The organism is Pseudomonas sp. microsymbiont 2, from assembly GCF_054788395.1.
Genome location: NZ_CM139112.1, coordinates 5,533,477 through 5,549,732, shown reverse-complemented (window position 1 = coordinate 5,549,732; position 16,256 = coordinate 5,533,477). Strand labels below are relative to the sequence as shown.

Annotated in this window: 16 protein-coding genes and 1 tRNA gene; 7 read left to right on the top strand and 10 right to left on the bottom strand. The window is 64.4% G+C overall.

From position 1 onward, the window contains the following. Positions 1 to 48: 48 nt before the first annotated feature. From ACYUME_RS24885 to ACYUME_RS24870, 4 genes are read right to left on the bottom strand one after another with little or no spacing between them, the layout of a single operon-like run. A complete protein-coding gene (locus tag ACYUME_RS24885; RefSeq protein WP_279883485.1) occupies positions 49 to 738 on the bottom strand; it encodes an ABC transporter permease in 690 nt (229 codons plus the stop codon). Further along, positions 739 to 1,431: an ABC transporter permease gene (locus tag ACYUME_RS24880; RefSeq protein ID WP_279883483.1), complete on the bottom strand. Its 693-nt coding sequence runs from the start codon at positions 1,429 to 1,431 to the stop codon at positions 739 to 741. A gap of 57 nt (positions 1,432 to 1,488) precedes the next feature. Beyond that, entirely contained in the window at positions 1,489 to 2,250 is a 762-nt protein-coding gene (locus ACYUME_RS24875) for an ABC transporter substrate-binding protein (RefSeq protein WP_279883481.1), read from the bottom strand. A gap of 11 nt (positions 2,251 to 2,261) precedes the next feature. Further along, complete coding sequence (locus tag ACYUME_RS24870; RefSeq protein WP_046853793.1) at positions 2,262 to 3,035, bottom strand: ABC transporter ATP-binding protein; 774 nt, start codon at positions 3,033 to 3,035, stop codon at positions 2,262 to 2,264. Positions 3,036 to 3,640: 605 nt separating this feature from the next. Here ACYUME_RS24870 and gabP point away from each other — a divergent pair. Next, complete coding sequence (gene gabP, locus ACYUME_RS24865) at positions 3,641 to 5,026, top strand: GABA permease (RefSeq protein WP_279883479.1); 1,386 nt, start codon at positions 3,641 to 3,643, stop codon at positions 5,024 to 5,026. A gap of 180 nt (positions 5,027 to 5,206) precedes the next feature. Here the strand turns inward: gabP and ACYUME_RS24860 are convergent, their stop codons facing one another. The 6 genes from ACYUME_RS24860 to ACYUME_RS24835 form a co-directional block, all read right to left on the bottom strand. Then, positions 5,207 to 5,650: a hypothetical protein gene (locus tag ACYUME_RS24860; protein ID WP_279883477.1), complete on the bottom strand. Its 444-nt coding sequence runs from the start codon at positions 5,648 to 5,650 to the stop codon at positions 5,207 to 5,209. Positions 5,651 to 5,842: 192 nt separating this feature from the next. Next, entirely contained in the window at positions 5,843 to 6,853 is a 1,011-nt protein-coding gene (gene ppk2, locus ACYUME_RS24855; RefSeq protein WP_460417381.1) for a polyphosphate kinase 2, read from the bottom strand. Between the two features lie 187 nt (positions 6,854 to 7,040). Next, a tRNA-Phe gene (locus tag ACYUME_RS24850) sits at positions 7,041 to 7,116 on the bottom strand. 90 nt (positions 7,117 to 7,206) lie between these two features. Further along, on the bottom strand, positions 7,207 to 7,479 hold the full coding sequence (locus ACYUME_RS24845) for an oxidative damage protection protein (RefSeq protein WP_110734368.1): 273 nt from the start codon (positions 7,477 to 7,479) through the stop codon (positions 7,207 to 7,209). After that, positions 7,476 to 8,543 carry an A/G-specific adenine glycosylase gene (mutY, locus tag ACYUME_RS24840; RefSeq protein WP_460417379.1) on the bottom strand — a complete coding sequence of 356 codons (1,068 nt, stop codon included), beginning with the start codon at positions 8,541 to 8,543 and terminating at the stop codon, positions 7,476 to 7,478. Before mutY ends, ACYUME_RS24845 begins: the two co-directional genes overlap by 4 nt. Then, a complete protein-coding gene (locus ACYUME_RS24835; RefSeq protein WP_460417378.1) occupies positions 8,540 to 10,789 on the bottom strand; it encodes an AsmA family protein in 2,250 nt (749 codons plus the stop codon). Before ACYUME_RS24835 ends, mutY begins: the two co-directional genes overlap by 4 nt. A gap of 383 nt (positions 10,790 to 11,172) precedes the next feature. On the opposite strand from ACYUME_RS24835, the gene ACYUME_RS24830 reads away from it, so the two are divergent. From ACYUME_RS24830 to hisF, 6 genes are all read left to right on the top strand, one after another. Next, the gene (locus tag ACYUME_RS24830) at positions 11,173 to 12,831 is read left to right on the top strand and encodes an OFA family MFS transporter (RefSeq protein ID WP_460417376.1); all 1,659 of its coding nucleotides are present in this window, start codon (positions 11,173 to 11,175) and stop codon (positions 12,829 to 12,831) included. Between the two features lie 248 nt (positions 12,832 to 13,079). Then, positions 13,080 to 13,673, top strand: a complete 594-nt coding sequence (hisB, locus tag ACYUME_RS24825; protein WP_028688464.1) for an imidazoleglycerol-phosphate dehydratase HisB — start codon at positions 13,080 to 13,082, stop codon at positions 13,671 to 13,673. After that, positions 13,674 to 14,312, top strand: coding sequence for an imidazole glycerol phosphate synthase subunit HisH (gene hisH / locus ACYUME_RS24820; protein WP_060512243.1), 639 nt, complete (start codon positions 13,674 to 13,676; stop codon positions 14,310 to 14,312). It abuts the gene before it with no gap. Next, positions 14,313 to 14,573 (top strand): DUF2164 domain-containing protein, encoded by a 261-nt coding sequence (locus tag ACYUME_RS24815; protein WP_054903416.1) that lies wholly within the window; start codon positions 14,313 to 14,315, stop codon positions 14,571 to 14,573. Between the two features lie 27 nt (positions 14,574 to 14,600). Continuing rightward, positions 14,601 to 15,338, top strand: coding sequence for a 1-(5-phosphoribosyl)-5-[(5-phosphoribosylamino)methylideneamino]imidazole-4-carboxamide isomerase (gene hisA / locus ACYUME_RS24810; RefSeq protein WP_003257484.1), 738 nt, complete (start codon positions 14,601 to 14,603; stop codon positions 15,336 to 15,338). A gap of 9 nt (positions 15,339 to 15,347) precedes the next feature. Then, on the top strand, positions 15,348 to 16,118 hold the full coding sequence (hisF, locus tag ACYUME_RS24805; protein WP_008091498.1) for an imidazole glycerol phosphate synthase subunit HisF: 771 nt from the start codon (positions 15,348 to 15,350) through the stop codon (positions 16,116 to 16,118). Positions 16,119 to 16,256: the final 138 nt, after the last annotated feature.

Sequence of the window (16,256 nt, the reverse complement as noted above, 5' to 3'; positions counted from 1 at the left end):
CCGCTCCCACAGGTCGAGTGGGGCGGGCTGGTCCTGGTTGTTACGGTCTTATCGCCCCTGGCAGGCGTCCACGCGCAGCCAGCGCTCCAGCAGCTTGAAGCCCTGCACCAGGACGAACGAGATCAGCAGGTAGAACACCCCGGCGGCGAAGAAGATCTCCACCGGCAGGTAGGTCCGCGCGATGATGGTCCGTGCCATGCCGGTCAGCTCCAGCAGCGTCACGGTACTGGCCAGGGCGCTGGCCTTGAGCATCAGGATCACTTCGTTGCTGTAGGCCGGCAGGCCGATACGCGCGGCGCGCGGCAGCATGATGTAGAACAGCGTCTTGCCGCGCGACATGCCCAGCGCCCGAGCCGCCTCGATCTCGCCCTTGGGGATCGCCTGCAGCGCGCCGCGCAGGATCTCGGCGATGTAGGCGGCGGTGTGCAGGGTCATGGTCAGCACGGTGCACCAGAACGGATCGCGCAGGTACGGCCACAGCGAGCTGCTGCGTACCAGGTCGAACTGGGCCAGCCCGTAGTAGACCAGGAACAGTTGCACCAGCAGCGGCGTGCCACGGAAGAAGAAGATGTAGCCGTAGGGCAGAGCGCGCACGTACCAGCGGCGCGAGGAGCGGGCGATGCCCAGCGGGATGGCCAGGATCAGCCCGGCGATCACGGCGATGGCCACCAGCTCCAGGGTCAGGGTGGCACCCTGGGCCAGGCGTGGCAGCCACTTGATGATGACTTCCCAGTTCATTTATTCGGCCCTCATGAAGCCGCGAGCGGCGCGCTTTTCCAGGAAGTGCATGCCGATCATCGCGATGATGGTCAGGCCCAGGTAGATGCAGGCGGCGACCGCGTAGAAGGTGAACGGCTCCTTGGTCACGGTCACGCCGATCTGCGCATGGCGCATGATCTCTTCCAGGCCGATCACCGACACCAGCGCGGTGTCCTTCATCAGGATCATGAACAGGTTGCCCAGGCCCGGCAGGGCTATGCGCCACATCTGCGGCAGGATGATCCGCGACAGGATGCGGCCCTTGGACAGGCCCAGGGCCAGGCCCGCCTCACGGTGGCCCTTGGGGATGGCCAGGATCGCGCCGCGGAACACTTCCGTGGCGTAGGCGCCGAAGCACAGGCCCAGGGCGATCACCCCGGCGGTGAAGGCGCTGAGTTCCAGGCCCGGCATGTTCAGCAGCTCGCCCAGGCTGTTCATCAGCCCGACGGTGCCGAAGTAGATGAGCAGCACCCAGAGCAGTTCGGGTACGCCGCGCACCAATGTCGAATAGGTGCCGCCAAGCCATTGCAATGGCTTGATCGAGGATGTCTTGGCCAGGGCGCCGAGCAGGCCCAGGACCAGCCCCAGCAGCAGGGCGCAGAGCGCCAGTTTTACGGTCATCAGGGTGCCGGCCATCATGGCCGGACCGAATCCGTGCAGGTCGATTATCATGGGCAGGTTTGGTCAAGGGACAGGCACCGCCTTGGCGGCGATGCCCGTCGGGGCGAATCAATAGATGCTGAACGGGAAGTACTTGTCGTTGATCTTCTTGTAGGTGCCGTCGGCGATGATTTCCTTCAGCGCGGCATTGAGCTTGTTGCGCAGCTCGTTGTCGCCCTTGCGCACGGCGATGCCGACCTTGTCGTCCTCGTTGACCGGGTCGCCTTTGAACTCGTAGTTCTTGCCGGCTTCGGACTTCAGCCAGTCGTAGTTGGCGTACTTGTCGGCGAGGATCGCGTCGAGGCGGCCGGAGGTCAGGTCCAGGTAGGCGTTTTCCTGGCCATCGTAGAGGTTGACCTTGAACTCACCGTCCATGCCGCCGTTGTCGTCCAGCCAGGTCGCGGCCTGGGTGGCGCGCTGGGTGCCGATGGTCTTGCCCTTGAGCGAGGCGCGGTCGGTCTTGAAGTCGACGTTCTTCGGCGCGATGAACTGCTGCTTGTTCGAGTAGTACGGGTCGGTGAAGTCGACGGCCTGCTTGCGCTCGTCGGTGATCGACAGCGAGGAGATCAGGAAGTCGAACTTCTTGGCGTTCAGCGCCGGGATGATGCCGTCCCAGTCGGAGGTGACCACCGAGCACTCGACCTTCATCTTGGCGCACAGGGCGTCGCCGATGTCCTTGTCGAAGCCGACGACCTGGCCGCTGGCATCCTTGTTGTTGAACGGTGGGTAGGCGGCTTCGATACCCATGCGCAGTTTTTCCGCGGCCATGGCGTTGGCCGACATCACCAGCGTGGCAGCAGCTGCCAGGAGGAACTTCTTGTAGGTCTGCATGTAGTGCTCCGTTAGCGGTGGCTGGACATGAATTGCTTGCAACGCGCCGAGGTCGGGTTCTCGAAGACCTGCTGCGGCGATCCCTGCTCTTCGACCAGGCCCTGGTGCAGGAAGACCACTTCACTGGACACCTGGCGGGCAAAGTTCATCTCGTGCGTCACCAGCAGCATGGTACGGCCTTCTTCGGCCAATGCGCGGATGACGTTAAGCACTTCCTGGACCATTTCCGGATCGAGCGCCGAGGTCGGCTCGTCGAACAGGATGACCTTGGGCTTCATGGCCAGGGTACGGGCGATGGCGGCGCGCTGTTGCTGGCCACCGGAAAGCTGGGCGGGATAGCTGTGGCGCTTGTCGAAGATGCCGACCTTGTTCAGCAGCGCCTCGGCATGCTCGATGGCCTCGGCCTTGCTCTGGCCGAGCACGCGGCGCGGCGCCTCGATGATGTTGTCGAGGATCGACATGTGCGGCCACAGGTTGAAATTCTGGAAGACGAAGCCGATTTCGCTGCGCAGGCGATTGATCTGGCGGTTGTCGGCGGCGATCAGGTCGCCGTTTTTCTGCGCCTTGAGCTTGAGCGCTTCGCCGGCGACGAGGATTTCGCCCTGGTGCGGGTTTTCCAGCAGGTTGATGCAGCGCAGCAGGGTGGACTTGCCGGAGCCGGATGAGCCGAGGATGGAGATCACGTCACCGTCGCGCGCGGTCAGCGAAATGCCCTTGAGAATTTCCTGCTCGCCATAGCGTTTGTGCAGGTTGCGGATTTCCAGCGCGGGCGTGGCCTGGGCCATGTGCGGTCCTCATGTATTCGGGTGCGTTCCCAGCTGTTGGCGGCCTTCCTGGCGAGCGCCACGCTAGCATAGCGGCGCAACGCCGGCCAACCGGGTCGCGGGGGGCTCAGGTCGCTGGTGGGACAGTTTGTCGCATCGCTGCAGTGGACTGTCGCCAGGATGTCCGCAATGGCGTTTTGCCCAGCGGCGGAGCCTTGATGAAAAAAGGCGCGATGGTGCCAGCTTTGGCCCGGTCTGGGAAGCCGTTTTTGGCCGGGTGGCACTTGATCGGTAGTTGTGTCGTGGCCGGGTTGCGCCTTTGGGTTGCTCTTTTGTTCGCACAAAAATCGTGCGCAGGTGTTACCGAGAAGCACCTTTGGTGCGTTTGTAAGTGAGTATTTCAGTAATCCCGACTTGGCATGGGGTTTTGATGGCCTTTCGGTCAAAGCTTGGCAGAATGCCCTGCAGACCGCGTCATCATTGGCGGGTGAAACATTTCAGACGAAAGCCATTCTCACCTGGCCCGCTTATTGCCATTTCGAAACCACTGAATGCGGCAGCGCCTACCTAACCCTGGCCTGCTGGCCAGTCATTCGTGTAGTCCACCTCCTTACAAAGGTAGTTTTATGAGCGGTAACAATTCCAATGACCTCGCTCAGGGGCTCAAGCAACGGCATGTGACCATGCTGTCCATCGCCGGCGTGATCGGCGCCGGCCTGTTCGTCGGCTCGGGCCACGCCATCGCGGCGGCCGGCCCGGCCGTGCTGCTGGCCTACGCCGCCGCCGGTACCCTGGTGGTGCTGGTCATGCGCATGCTCGGCGAAATGGCGGTGGCATCGCCGGACACGGGGTCGTTCTCTACCTATGCCGACCGCGCCATCGGGCGCTGGGCCGGTTTCACCATCGGCTGGCTGTACTGGTGGTTCTGGGTCCTGGTGATCCCGCTGGAGGCCAACGCCGCCGCTGCAATCCTGCATGCCTGGTTCCCGTCGGTGGACCTGTGGGCGTTCTCCCTGATCATCACCCTGGCGCTGACCATCACCAACCTGTTCAGCGTGAAGAACTACGGTGAGTTCGAGTTCTGGTTCGCCCTGCTCAAGGTGCTGGCGATCATCGGCTTCATCGTCGTCGGTTGCGCGGCCATGTTCGGCATGGTGCCGAACAGCCAGGTCAGTGGTGTCAGCCACCTGTTCGATACCCAGGGCTTCATGCCCAATGGTCTGGGCGCCGTGCTGGCGGCCATGCTGACCACCATGTTCTCGTTCATGGGCACCGAAATCGTCACCATCGCCGCCGCCGAATCGAAGGACCCGGGCAAGCAGATCAGCCGCGCCACCAACTCGGTGATCTGGCGTATCTGCCTGTTCTACCTGGTGTCGATCTTCCTGGTCGTGGCCATGGTGCCGTGGAACGACCCGGCCCTGGCCGAGAAAGGCTCGTACCAGACCGTGCTCAGCCTGATCGGCGTGCCGAACGCCAAGCTGATCGTCGACATCGTCGTGCTGATCGCCGTGACCAGCTGCCTGAACTCGGCGCTGTACACCTCCTCGCGCATGCTGTTCTCCCTGAGCAAGCGTGGCGACGCCCCGGCTGTCGCCCAGCGCACCACCAAGGCCGGCACCCCGCACTGGGCGGTTCTGCTGTCCACTGCCGCGGCCTTCCTGTGCGTGTTCGCCAACTTCCTGGCTCCGGCCGCGGTGTTCGAGTTCCTGCTGGCAAGCTCCGGCGCCATCGCCCTGCTGGTGTACCTGGTGATCGCCGTGTCGCAGCTGCGCATGCGCGCCCAGCGTGAAGCCAAGGGCGAGAAAATCTCGTTCAAGATGTGGATGTTCCCGGGCCTGACCTGGGCGACCATCGCCTTCATCATCGCCATCCTGGTGGTGATGGCGCTGCGTGAAGACCACCGTGCCGAGATCATCGCCACGGCCATCCTGAGCATTGGCGTGGTGGCGGCAGGCCTGCTGGTGCACCGCAAGCGTGGCGCTGCCGCGCGGGTGGCGCTGGATAGCTGATCCGCTGGTGTGAAATGAAAAGGCCGCGTCCTGTGAGGGGCGCGGCCTTTTTGTTTGCCGATGCCGGCCCTTTCGCGGGCAAGCCCGCTCCCACAGGTGTCTCGCAAGTCTGCAAGGTAGTGGAGAGCCTGTGGGAGCGGGTTTACCCGCGAAGAGGCGGGTGCATGTTGAGCGGCACTGTCAGCCGAACTGCTTCTGCTGTTGTTGCTGCTTGGCCACCAGTTCCGAGGCGGCAACATAGGCATCCTGGAACTCGTCGCTCTCCAGCCAGGCCATGGTCGCGTCTTCGTCGGTGCCGTCGAGCCACGCGCGGTAAGCGGTGAACACCATGACGATGTAGTCGGTGGCGTGTTCTTCCTTGTGGCCCTTGAGCACCAGTGCCAGCAGCGGATCGACCAGGAACACCGAAATCATCGGTACCAGGCCGTTTTCCTGGGCTTCTTTCATCTTGTCGAACAGGCTGTTGTAGCTGCCCGATTCCATGGCCTTGTTGAACACCTGCTCGACGCTGGCGCTGTCGCCGGCGCTGGCCTTGACCGCCTGGCCGCTGCGCACCATGCGGTTCTGCTTGGCCTTGGTGGCGGCGCGCTTGGCGCGTTTCTGTTGTTTGGTGTTGGTGGCCATGGGGGATCCTTGGGGTAGCGGGTAAAGGCGCGTATTGAAGCTTAGTTGCCCGGGAAACCCAAGTAGGTATTCGAGATTGTCGGGGGCGCTTTGCGCCCCTTTCGCGACACAAGGCCGCTCCTACAGGTGATCGCGTAACCTCTGTAGGAGCGGCCTTGTGTCGCGAAAGGGCTGCGCAGCAGCCCCAAGGATTCAACTGGCCAGCACCGCCGGCTCATCCTCCTCGAACCCTCGCGAGGCCCGCCCGACCAGCAACGGATCCGGTGCATGCGCCACGCTATGGTCCTTGCCCGGATAATCCAGCGAATGCAGGAAATGCCGAATGCAGTTGATCCGCGCCCGCTTCTTGTCGTCCGACTTGATCACCGTCCACGGCGCGTCGGCGGTGTCGGTATGGAAGAACATCGCTTCCTTGGCCGTGGTGTAGTCCTCCCATTTGTCCAGCGACTTGATGTCGATGGGCGACAGCTTCCAGTGCTTGAGCGGGTCGTCGCGGCGGGAGATGAAGCGGCGCAACTGCTCCTCGCGGTTCACCGAGAACCAGAACTTGAACAGCAGGATGCCGCTGTTGCACAGCATGCGCTCCAGCTCCGGGGCCTGGCGCATGAATTCCAGGTATTGCAGCGGGGAGCAGAAGTCCATGACCTTCTCGACCCCGGCGCGGTTGTACCAGGAGCGGTCGAAGAACACCATTTCACCGGCCGTGGGCAGGTGCTGCACGTAGCGCTGGAAATACCACTGTCCCTTCTCCTGCTCGGAAGGCTTCTCCAGCGCGACGATGCGCGCGCCACGCGGATTCAGGTGTTCCATGAAGCGCTTGATGGTGCCGCCCTTGCCCGCGGCGTCGCGGCCCTCGAACAGCACGACGATGCGCTGGCCGGTTTCCTTCACCCAGTTCTGCACCTTGAGCAGCTCGATCTGCAGGTCGTGCTTGGCCTTCTCGTAGTCCTGGCGGCGCATGCGCGTGCGGTACGGGTAGTTGGCCGGCAGGCGTGCCGAGGTGCTGTCTTCGTTGCTGCCTTTGCGGGCGTTGGCCACTTCCAGGGCGGCGGGCTGCTGGCTGACCTGGGTGATCGCTTCCTGCGCGGCGGCGCTGGCGCTCGGTTTGCGCTGGCGTGGGCGCCGGGTGCGGGTGGCGGGTTTGACGCTGGCGCCGGTATCGGCAGGCGCTGGCAAGAGGAGGGCGGCGGATTCTTCGCTCATGGAGGTCCTTGCGGGGTCGGTCGAATGTCCACCTTCCATCCTACGAGCGGGCAGGGGATGGCTTCTTGATGTCGATCAACCGGGCATGCAGGATCCCGAGGCAGAAATCGCAGGCAACAAAAAACCCGCACTAGGCGGGTTTTCTGTTTTGCTTCGACTGGCTTTGCAACCACCCGATGCTTAATGGTGGTGCCCAGAGACGGAGTCGAACCGCCGACACGAGGATTTTCAATCCTCTGCTCTACCGACTGAGCTATCTGGGCGACGAGGTGCATTAAATAGATTTCCGAACCGATCGTCAACGACTTTTTTGAAAAAATTTAAATTAATTCCGTCGCTTACGGTTTTCGGGGTCAGTTCGAGGGTGGCACGTAGCCTTCGGCCTGGGCGTAGTCCTCGCCGGCGAAGAACTTGTCCATCTCGGCCTGGATGAATTTGCGGTCCTCGGCATTCATCATGTTCAGGCGCTTCTCGTTGATCAGCATGGTCTGGTGGTCCTGCCACTCCTTCCAGGCTTTCTGCGAGATGTTTTCGAAGATGTCCTGGCCCTTGGCGCCTGGATAGGGCGGGCGGTCCAGGCCTGGGAGTTCTTCGTTGTACTTGCGGCACTTCACGGTGCGGGTCATCGGGATTCTCCTGCAATCAGTTCGTCGGCCGCGCGTTGCAGCAGCTTCTTGACCGGGGCGGCGAGGCCCAGGCGCGGCGGGGTGGCGAGGTTATACCAGAGCCAGTCGGGCTCGGCCACGTGCGCGCCGACGGGGTCGACACGCACCAGCCAGGGCTCGATGGCCAGCTGGAAATGGCTGAAGGTGTGGGTCAGCCCCTCTAGCGCCTGGCTACCGGTCAGGCGCAGGCCGTGCTGGTAGGCGAGGTCGTCGAGCTGTTCGAGGCTGTCCAGCTCCGGCAGGCTCCAAAGGCCGCCCCACAGGCCGGTGGAGGGCCGGCGATAGAGCAGGATCGCGCCTTCGTGGTTGGTCAGCAGCGGCATCAGGGTCTTGCGCTGGGGCAGGGCCTTGCGCGGCTTGGGTTCGGGGTAGCGAGTCTCCTCGCCGTGCAGGTGCGCTTCGCAGCCGCGCTGCAGCGGGCAGATCAGGCAGCTGGGCTTGCTGCGCGTACACAGCGTGGCGCCCATGTCCATCATCGCCTGGGTGTAGTGGTTGACCCGGGTCATCGGTGTGTAGCGTTCGGCGGTGGCCCAGAGCTGGTTGGCCACTTTCGGCTCGCCGGGGTAGCCGGCCTGCGCACTGAACCGGGCCAGCACGCGCTTGACGTTGCCGTCGAGGATCGGCGCGCGAATGCCCATGCTGATGCTGGCGATGGCCCCGGCGGTGGAGCGGCCGATGCCGGGCAGCTCGGTGAGCTGCTCGACACTGCGCGGGAATTCGCCGCCGTGCTGCTCGACGACGATCTTCGCGGCCTTTTGCAGATTGCGCGCGCGGGTGTAGTAGCCCAGGCCCGTCCACAGGTGCAGCACCTCGTCTTCCGGCGCCTCGGCCAGGGCCTGCACGGTCGGCAGCGCCTGCATGAAGCGGTCGAAGTAGTTGAGCACGGTGCTCACCTGGGTCTGCTGCAGCATGATTTCGGAGACCCACACCCGATACGGGGTGATGCCCTGTTGCCAGGGCAGGTCGTGGCGGCCGTGCTGGTCGTACCAATCCAGCACGGCGCTGGAGAACTGCTGGGGGCTCATCGCTTGAACAGCCCCTTCAGCGCGTCTTTGAGTTCCGGGCTCACCTTGTCTCCGAGTTTCTCTTCGAGCTTTTCATCGATCTTGTCTTTCAGGCGGTTGCCGGCCAGCTTCGCCGCCACCTTGCCCAGGCCGTCCTGATCCAGGCGGCAGGCCTTGGCGCCCAGCTCCAGCGGGCCACGGCAGCGCAGCGGCACTTCGACGCCGACATAGCGCTCGTTGACCTGGCAGGCCGGGTCTGGCATGGCGCGCTGGTCGCCCTCGACGATCACGCCGACGTTGTAGTCCATGCCCAGCACGCGCAGGTCGAGGTCGCCATGGCCATTGACGGTCAGGCCGGGGATACGCGCCTTGAGGTCGGGGTTGCTGGCCACGCCGTTGCGCAACACCAGGCTGCCGCGCAGTTCCTGGAAGGGCGTGTCCTTGCCTCGCGGCTCGCCGCTGAGCTGCTTGCGGTTGAGGGTGGCGATGGCCTGGCACAGCTGCTGCTCGAGGTTGGCGTTGACCAGCACACCGTCGGTGATGGTGAAGCTGGCGTTGCCGTTGAGCGTGTCGACCAGCGCCTTCTGGCTGTTGCCGGTGGCGGTGAGGTCGCTGTTCAGGGCCAGCAGGCCCTTGACCGGCGGTGGCTGGTCGGGGCTTTCGCGCTTGATGAAGTGCTCCACCGGCACGCGATTGATCTTGGTGTTCACGCCAACCTGCGGCACGGCAGGGCGCACGTCGACGCTGCCTTTGGCCTCGAAGGTGCCGTTGTACAGGCCGCCGCGCAGGGTCTGCAGGGTGATCAGGCCACCCTGGCCGGTGGCGGTGAGCTGGGCGTCGCTGATGGGCAGCTTGTCCAGCGTCAGTGCGCCGAACGACAGGTCGGCCTGCAGGTCGAGGGCGCGCAGGCGATCCACCGGCAGCAGCTTGTCGCTGCTCCAGGCCACCTGGGTCGGGGCGTTGGGCAGTGGCGTGGAGCCTGCGCCCGCGACGGCGGCGGCCTCTTGCTGCTTGACCTCGGCCTGACGCGCGGCGGTGGCGCCCTTGGCCTGCTCGCTCTTGGCGGGGAGGTAGCGATCGGCGTCGAACGTGTCGCCTTTGAGGCGAACGCGCAGGGCCTGCTTGGCGAAGTCTTCGACCGCCACGCGGCCGCTGAAGGTGCTGTCGTCCAGTTTCACCGCCAGGTCTTCCAGCGCCAGGCTGTTCTGCGTGCCCTGCAAGCGGGTGACCAGCTCCAGTTTCTTGAACGCCGCCGGGTCGGCGGTGGCCGGCAATGGATGGCCGATGCCGTCGAGGAAGGTGCGCAGGTCGAACTGGGCGATGGACAGGCCGCCGCTGACCTGCGGCGCCTTGTCGAGGTCGCGCACGTTCAGCTCGCCCAGGGCGCGCAGCTGGTTGGCCGAGACTTTCAGGCCGCTCCAGGAGGCGACGTTGGCGGCCAGGTCGACCAGTACCTGGCCCTGTGCGGCGAAGGTCATGGTCTTGCCGGCCAGCGGCTCGCCCGAAGTTTCGCCGGACAGGCGCATGTCCTCGAGGTTGTAGCGCTTGAGTTTGCGATCGAAGCGCAGTTCGCCGGTGAGTTCGGTGCGCGCCTTCATGTTCGGCTGGCTGGCGCTGAGGAACGCGCTGGCCTTGAGCGGGATGTTCGCGCCTTCGTGCACCGGGCCGGTGCTCAGCTGGATGCTTTCGGCACCGTAGGTCTGGCCGGCCTGCTCGTCGGTGTAGAGCACGCGGGCGTTGTTCACGGTCAGGCTGTCGATGTCGAGCTTGACCGAGCGCTCGCTGCTTTGCGGCTTGGCAGGCTCGTCAGCAGGCGTTTGCGCCGGTGTGGCGGCGGGCGTGGTGGCGACGGTCGGGTCCGGCAGCGGCTTGCCGATGTCTTCCCAGTTGCCGTGGCCGTTGGCGTCGCGGGTCAGCGTGAGGTTCAGGCCCTCGACCCGCACGTCGCTCATCTGCACTTCGCGGCGCAGCAGCGGCAGTACGCGCACCGACAGGCCGAGCATCTGCAGGTCGGCGAAAGGCACCTTGGGGTTGTTCAGGGTGGCGATGCTCGCCTCGTGCAGCTCCAGGCCAAGCCAGGGGAACAGGCTCCAGCCAATGTCGCCGTTGAGGGTCAGCTCGACGTGGGCCTTGTCGCGGGCCAGCTGGCGGATCTCGTCTTTGTAGTCGTTGGGATCGAAGAGGTGGGTCAGGGCGAAGCCCAGCGCCACGATGATCAGCAGCAACCCGAGAAGTCCCAGCCCCAGGATTTTGCCGAACGCTTTCATGGGCGAGTCCTTGTAGTCCGATTATGAAATTCAGCGGCGAGTATAACGCCGTGATCGTTTGCTCGGCGTATCCGACGTTTCGACAGTGGCAATGGCGGCAGTTCCTTCGGACTTCATCGCGGGGCAAGCCCGCTCCCACGCTGATCGGGGCGGGAGCGGGCTTGCCCCGCGATGAGGCTGAACGGCCAGCAGTACCGTTTCAGTTGGCAAAAAAAACACGATATCAGATTGCTTTCATGGCATCGGCTGCTGGTAATCTTGCGCCGCCCGTGGAGCCCCCGCGACCCATTGTCGCGGGGTGTCGCCCGAAGCGGCCGGGCTGCCTTGCGTGCAGCATACAGAGCCCTCCGCGAGCATCGCCCACCTACAAGAAGGAGCAATCCATGAACAGCAGTATCACGGCGGGGGCGGTGGCGAGCGCGCCAGACTTCCTGTCGAAGGAGCGCATCATCGCCCGTCCGGGCTTCAACCGCTGGCTGGTGCCCCCGGCGGCCCTGGCCATTCACCTGTGCATCGGCATGGCCTATGGCTTCTCGGTGTTCTGGCTGCCGCTGTCCCAGGCCCTGGGCGTCAGCGCGCCGGTGGCCTGCGCTGCCGACATGGGCTTCGTCGCCCGTCTGTTCAGTGCCGAGTGCGACTGGCCGATCTCCATGCTCAGCTGGATCTACACCCTGTTCTTCGTGTTCCTCGGCTGCTCGGCCGCGGTGCTCGGCGGTTGGCTGGAGCACGCCGGCCCGCGCAAGGCCGGCCTGGTATCGGCGCTGTGCTGGTGCGGCGGCCTGCTGATCTCGGCGATCGGCGTGAAGACCCACCAGCTGTGGCTGATGTGGCTGGGCTCGGGGGTGATCGGCGGGATCGGCCTGGGTCTGGGCTACATCTCGCCGGTGTCGACGCTGATCAAGTGGTTCCCGGACAAGCGCGGCATGGCCACCGGCATGGCGATCATGGGCTTTGGCGGGGGTGCCATGGTGGGCGCGCCGCTGGCTACCGCGCTGATGGGACATTTCTCCAGCCCGACCGAAGTGGGCGTGTGGCAGAGCTTCGTCGCCATGGCCGCGATCTACTTCGTGTTCATGACCGCAGGCGCCCTGGCCTACCGCGTGCCGCCGACCGGCTGGAAGCCTGAAGGCTGGACGCCGCCGGCGAAGAAGGCCAACGCCATGGTCACCGACCGTCACGTGCACGTCAGCGTGGCCTGGAAGACCCCGCAGTTCGCCCTCGTTTGGCTGGTGCTGTGCCTGAACGTGTCGGCTGGTATCGGCATCCTCGGCATGGCCTCGCCGCTGCTGCAGGAAGTGTTCGCCGGCAAGCTGCTGGGCAACGAACTGACGTTCAGTGAGCTGAACGCCGCGCAACTGGCGCAGATCGCCGCCATCGCCGCCGGCTTCACCGGGCTGCTGAGCCTGTTCAACATCGGCGGACGCTTCTTCTGGGCCTCGTTCTCCGACTACATCGGTCGCAAGAACACCTACTTCGCCTTCTTCGCCCTGGGCGTGGGCCTCTACAGCCTGGTGCCGAACATGGGGCACATCGGCAACGTGGCACTGTTCGTGGCGGCGTTCTGCATCATCCTGTCGATGTACGGCGGCGGCTTCGCCACCGTGCCGGCGTACCTGGCCGACCTGTTCGGCACGCAGATGGTCGGTGCCATCCATGGTCGCCTGCTGACTGCCTGGGCGGCGGCCGGCGTGCTGGGGCCGGTGCTGATCACCTATCTGCGCGAGGCGCAGCTGGCGGCGGGCGTGGAGCGGGCCGCGGCCTACGACATGACCTTGTACATCCTCGCCGGGCTGCTGGTGCTGGGCTTCATCTGCAACATGCTGGTGCGACCGGTGGCGGACAAGTACTTCATGACCGATGCCGAACTGGCTGCCGAGCGTGCGCTGAGCCATGACAAGGGCGCCGATTCGGCGCGCTCGCTGGAATGGCATGCGGCGCCGGGCAGCCTGCCGCTGGTGCTGCTGGCCTGGGCCGTGGTGGTGATTCCGCTGGCCTGGGGGGTGTGGATCACCTTGCAGAAGACGGCGGTGTTGTTTCATTGATGGATGACACGGCCGGCTGATTGGCTGGCTTCAAGGGCCTCATCGCGGGGCAAGCCCGCTCCCACGCCAGATCGTGGGAGCGGGCTTGCCCCGCGATGGGTTCAACAGAAAAATCTGCTTGTATAGACCTGTAGGCCCATTCCACCCCCGTAATTACTAGCCCTGCCATATGTCATCCGCGTTTCAAGCCGGCGCGTTCTGGGCCTATAATGGAGCCCTTTTCGCCCAATGATTTTGCGGAGCTGGTGATGGTCGAACGTAAGGCTTCCGTCGAGCGCAATACCCTGGAAACCCAGGTCAAGTGCTCGATCAACCTCGATGGCAGCGGCAAGGCCCGATTCGAAATCGGCGTGCCTTTCCTTGAACACATGCTCGACCAGATCGCCCGACATGGGCTGATCGATCTGGATATCGAGTGCAAGGGCGACCTGCATATCGACGATCACCATACCGTCGAGGACGTCGGCATCACCCTCGGCATGGCGTTCGCCCAGGCCATCGGCGACAAGAAAGGCATCTTCCGCTACGGCCATGCCTATGTGCCGCTGGACGAAGCGCTGTCGCGGGTGGTCATCGACTTCTCCGGCCGCCCGGGCCTGCAGATGCATGTGCCCTATACCCGCGCCACCGTCGGCGGCTTCGATGTCGACCTGTTCCAGGAGTTCTTCCAGGGTTTCGTCAACCACGCCCTGGTGACCCTGCACATCGACAACCTGCGTGGCCACAACACCCACCACCAGATCGAGACCGTGTTCAAGGCTTTCGGCCGCGCCCTGCGCATGGCCGTCACCCTCGACGAGCGCATGGCCGGGCAGATGCCGTCCACCAAAGGGTGCCTGTAAATGCAGACGGTAGCCGTAATCGACTATGGCATGGGCAACCTGCACTCGGTGGCCAAGGCCCTCGAGCACGTGGGCGCCGGCAAGGTGCTGGTGACCAGCGACGCCGCGGTGATTCGTGAAGCCGACCGCGTGGTGTTCCCGGGTGTTGGCGCGATCCGCGACTGCATGGCCGAGATCCGCCGCCTGGGCTTCGACAGCCTGGTGCGTGAGGTCAGCCAGGACCGCCCGTTCCTCGGCATCTGCGTGGGCATGCAGGCCCTGCTCGACCACAGCGAAGAGAACGACGGCGTCGACTGCATCGGCCTGTTCCCCGGCCAGGTGCGCTTCTTCGGCAAGGACCTCAAGGAAGACGGCGAGCACCTGAAAGTGCCGCACATGGGCTGGAACGAGGTCAGCCAGACCATCGATCACCCGCTGTGGCATGACATTTCCGACCGTGCGCGCTTCTACTTCGTGCACAGCTACTACATCAACGCCGGCAAGCCGGGCCAGGTGGTCGGTCGCGGCCACTATGGCGTCGACTTCGCCGCCGCGCTGGCCGACGGTTCGCGCTTTGCCGTGCAGTTCCACCCGGAGAAGAGCCATACCCATGGCCTGCAGCTGCTGCAGAACTTCGTCGCCTGGGATGGGCGCTGGTAAATGAGCCGATCGAAGACCAAGGCCCCGATCATCACGCTGGCCCCGGAGCAGGAGCGCGAGGCGCTCGACACGCTCAAGCGCTTTCTCGAAGACCGCTTCGAGCTGCAACTGGGGTCGTTCGAGGTGGCCGAGGTCCTCGAGCTGTTCAGCAAGGAAATTGCACCCCACTACTACAACAGGGCGATTGCCGATGTTCAGCTGCACCTCAAGGAGCGGTTCGAGAGCATCGAAAGCGACCTGTGGGCGCTCGAGAAGCCCTGAACTCAACGAACAAGACAGGTTTCCAAGATGCTGATTATCCCCGCTATCGATCTCAAGGATGGTGCCTGCGTGCGCCTGCGTCAGGGCCGCATGGAAGATTCCACGGTATTTTCCGACGACCCGGTGAGCATGGCCGCCAAATGGGTCGAAGGTGGCTGCCGCCGCCTGCACCTGGTCGACCTCAACGGCGCCTTCGAAGGCCAGCCGGTCAACGGTGAGGTGGTCACCGCCATCGCCAAGCGCTACCCGACCCTGCCGATCCAGATCGGCGGCGGCATCCGCTCGCTGGAAACCATCGAGCACTACGTCAAGGCCGGCGTCAGCTACGTGATCATCGGCACCAAGGCGGTCAAGCAGCCCGAATTCGTCGCCGAGGCGTGCAAGGCGTTCCCGGGCAAGGTCATCGTCGGCCTGGATGCCAAGGACGGCTTCGTCGCCACCGACGGCTGGGCCGAAGTCAGCTCGGTGCAGGTCATCGACCTGGCCAAACGCTTCGAGGCCGATGGCGTCTCGGCGATCGTCTACACCGACATCGCCAAGGACGGCATGATGCAGGGCTGCAACGTGCCCTTCACCAAGGCCTTGGCCGAAGCCACCTCGATCCCGGTGATCGCCTCGGGCGGCATCCACAACCTGGGTGACATCAAGGCCCTGCTGGACGCCAAGGCCCCTGGCATCATCGGTGCCATCACTGGCCGCGCCATCTACGAAGGCACCCTCGACGTCGCCGAGGCCCAGGCCTTCTGCGACAACTACCAAGGCTGAGGAACGACCATGGCACTGGCCAAGCGCATCATCCCTTGCCTGGACGTGGACAACGGCCGGGTGGTCAAGGGCGTCAAGTTCGAGAACATCCGCGATGCCGGCGACCCGGTGGAGATCGCCCGCCGCTACAACGAACAGGGCGCGGACGAGATCACCTTCCTGGATATCACTGCCAGCGTCGACGGCCGTGACACCACCCTGCATACCGTCGAGCGCATGGCCAGCCAGGTGTTCATCCCGCTGACCGTGGGCGGTGGCGTGCGTACCGTGCAGGACATTCGCAACCTGCTCAACGCCGGTGCCGACAAGGTGTCGATCAACACCGCCGCGGTGTTCAACCCGGAATTCGTCGGTGAAGCGGCGGACCGTTTCGGTTCGCAGTGCATCGTCGTCGCCATCGACGCCAAGAAAGTCTCAGGCCCGGGCGAAACGCCGCGCTGGGAGATCTTCACCCATGGCGGGCGCAAGCCGACCGGGCTGGATGCGGTGGAGTGGGCGAAGAAGATGGAAGGCCTGGGTGCCGGCGAGATCCTGCTGACCAGCATGGATCAGGACGGCATGAAGAATGGCTTCGACCTCGGGGTTACCCGGGCGATCAGCGATGCGCTGGGGATTCCGGTGATCGCCTCGGGTGGCGTGGGCAATCTGCAGCACCTGGCGGACGGCATCCTGGAAGGGCATGCCAGCGCGGTGCTGGCGGCGAGCATCTTCCACTTTGGCGAGTACACGGTGCCGGAGGCCAAGGCCTATATGGCTTCGCGCGGGATCGTCGTTCGCTGACAGAGTGCTGGGAGGGCTATGCCCTCCTTTCGCGACACAAGGCCGCTCCTACAGGGGAACGCGTATCCATCCGGCAAACGCATATCCCTGTAGGAGCGGCCTTGTGTCGCGATGGGCCGCAAAGCGGCCCCCATTGCA

Coding starts and splice junctions, on each gene's coding strand:
- ACYUME_RS24880 (WP_279883483.1), bottom strand. CDS start 1,431: ATGATAATCGACCTGCACGGATTCGGTCCGGCCATGATGGCCGGCACC.
- hisB (WP_028688464.1), top strand. CDS start 13,080: ATGGTCGAACGTAAGGCTTCCGTCGAGCGCAATACCCTGGAAACCCAG.
- hisF (WP_008091498.1), top strand. CDS start 15,348: ATGGCACTGGCCAAGCGCATCATCCCTTGCCTGGACGTGGACAACGGC.
- ACYUME_RS24860 (WP_279883477.1), bottom strand. CDS start 5,650: ATGGCCACCAACACCAAACAACAGAAACGCGCCAAGCGCGCCGCCACC.
- ACYUME_RS24815 (WP_054903416.1), top strand. CDS start 14,313: ATGAGCCGATCGAAGACCAAGGCCCCGATCATCACGCTGGCCCCGGAG.
- ACYUME_RS24870 (WP_046853793.1), bottom strand. CDS start 3,035: ATGGCCCAGGCCACGCCCGCGCTGGAAATCCGCAACCTGCACAAACGC.
- ACYUME_RS24830 (WP_460417376.1), top strand. CDS start 11,173: ATGAACAGCAGTATCACGGCGGGGGCGGTGGCGAGCGCGCCAGACTTC.
- mutY (WP_460417379.1), bottom strand. CDS start 8,543: ATGAGCCCCCAGCAGTTCTCCAGCGCCGTGCTGGATTGGTACGACCAG.
- ppk2 (WP_460417381.1), bottom strand. CDS start 6,853: ATGAGCGAAGAATCCGCCGCCCTCCTCTTGCCAGCGCCTGCCGATACC.
- hisA (WP_003257484.1), top strand. CDS start 14,601: ATGCTGATTATCCCCGCTATCGATCTCAAGGATGGTGCCTGCGTGCGC.
- hisH (WP_060512243.1), top strand. CDS start 13,674: ATGCAGACGGTAGCCGTAATCGACTATGGCATGGGCAACCTGCACTCG.
- ACYUME_RS24835 (WP_460417378.1), bottom strand. CDS start 10,789: ATGAAAGCGTTCGGCAAAATCCTGGGGCTGGGACTTCTCGGGTTGCTG.
- ACYUME_RS24845 (WP_110734368.1), bottom strand. CDS start 7,479: ATGACCCGCACCGTGAAGTGCCGCAAGTACAACGAAGAACTCCCAGGC.
- ACYUME_RS24885 (WP_279883485.1), bottom strand. CDS start 738: ATGAACTGGGAAGTCATCATCAAGTGGCTGCCACGCCTGGCCCAGGGT.
- gabP (WP_279883479.1), top strand. CDS start 3,641: ATGAGCGGTAACAATTCCAATGACCTCGCTCAGGGGCTCAAGCAACGG.
- ACYUME_RS24875 (WP_279883481.1), bottom strand. CDS start 2,250: ATGCAGACCTACAAGAAGTTCCTCCTGGCAGCTGCTGCCACGCTGGTG.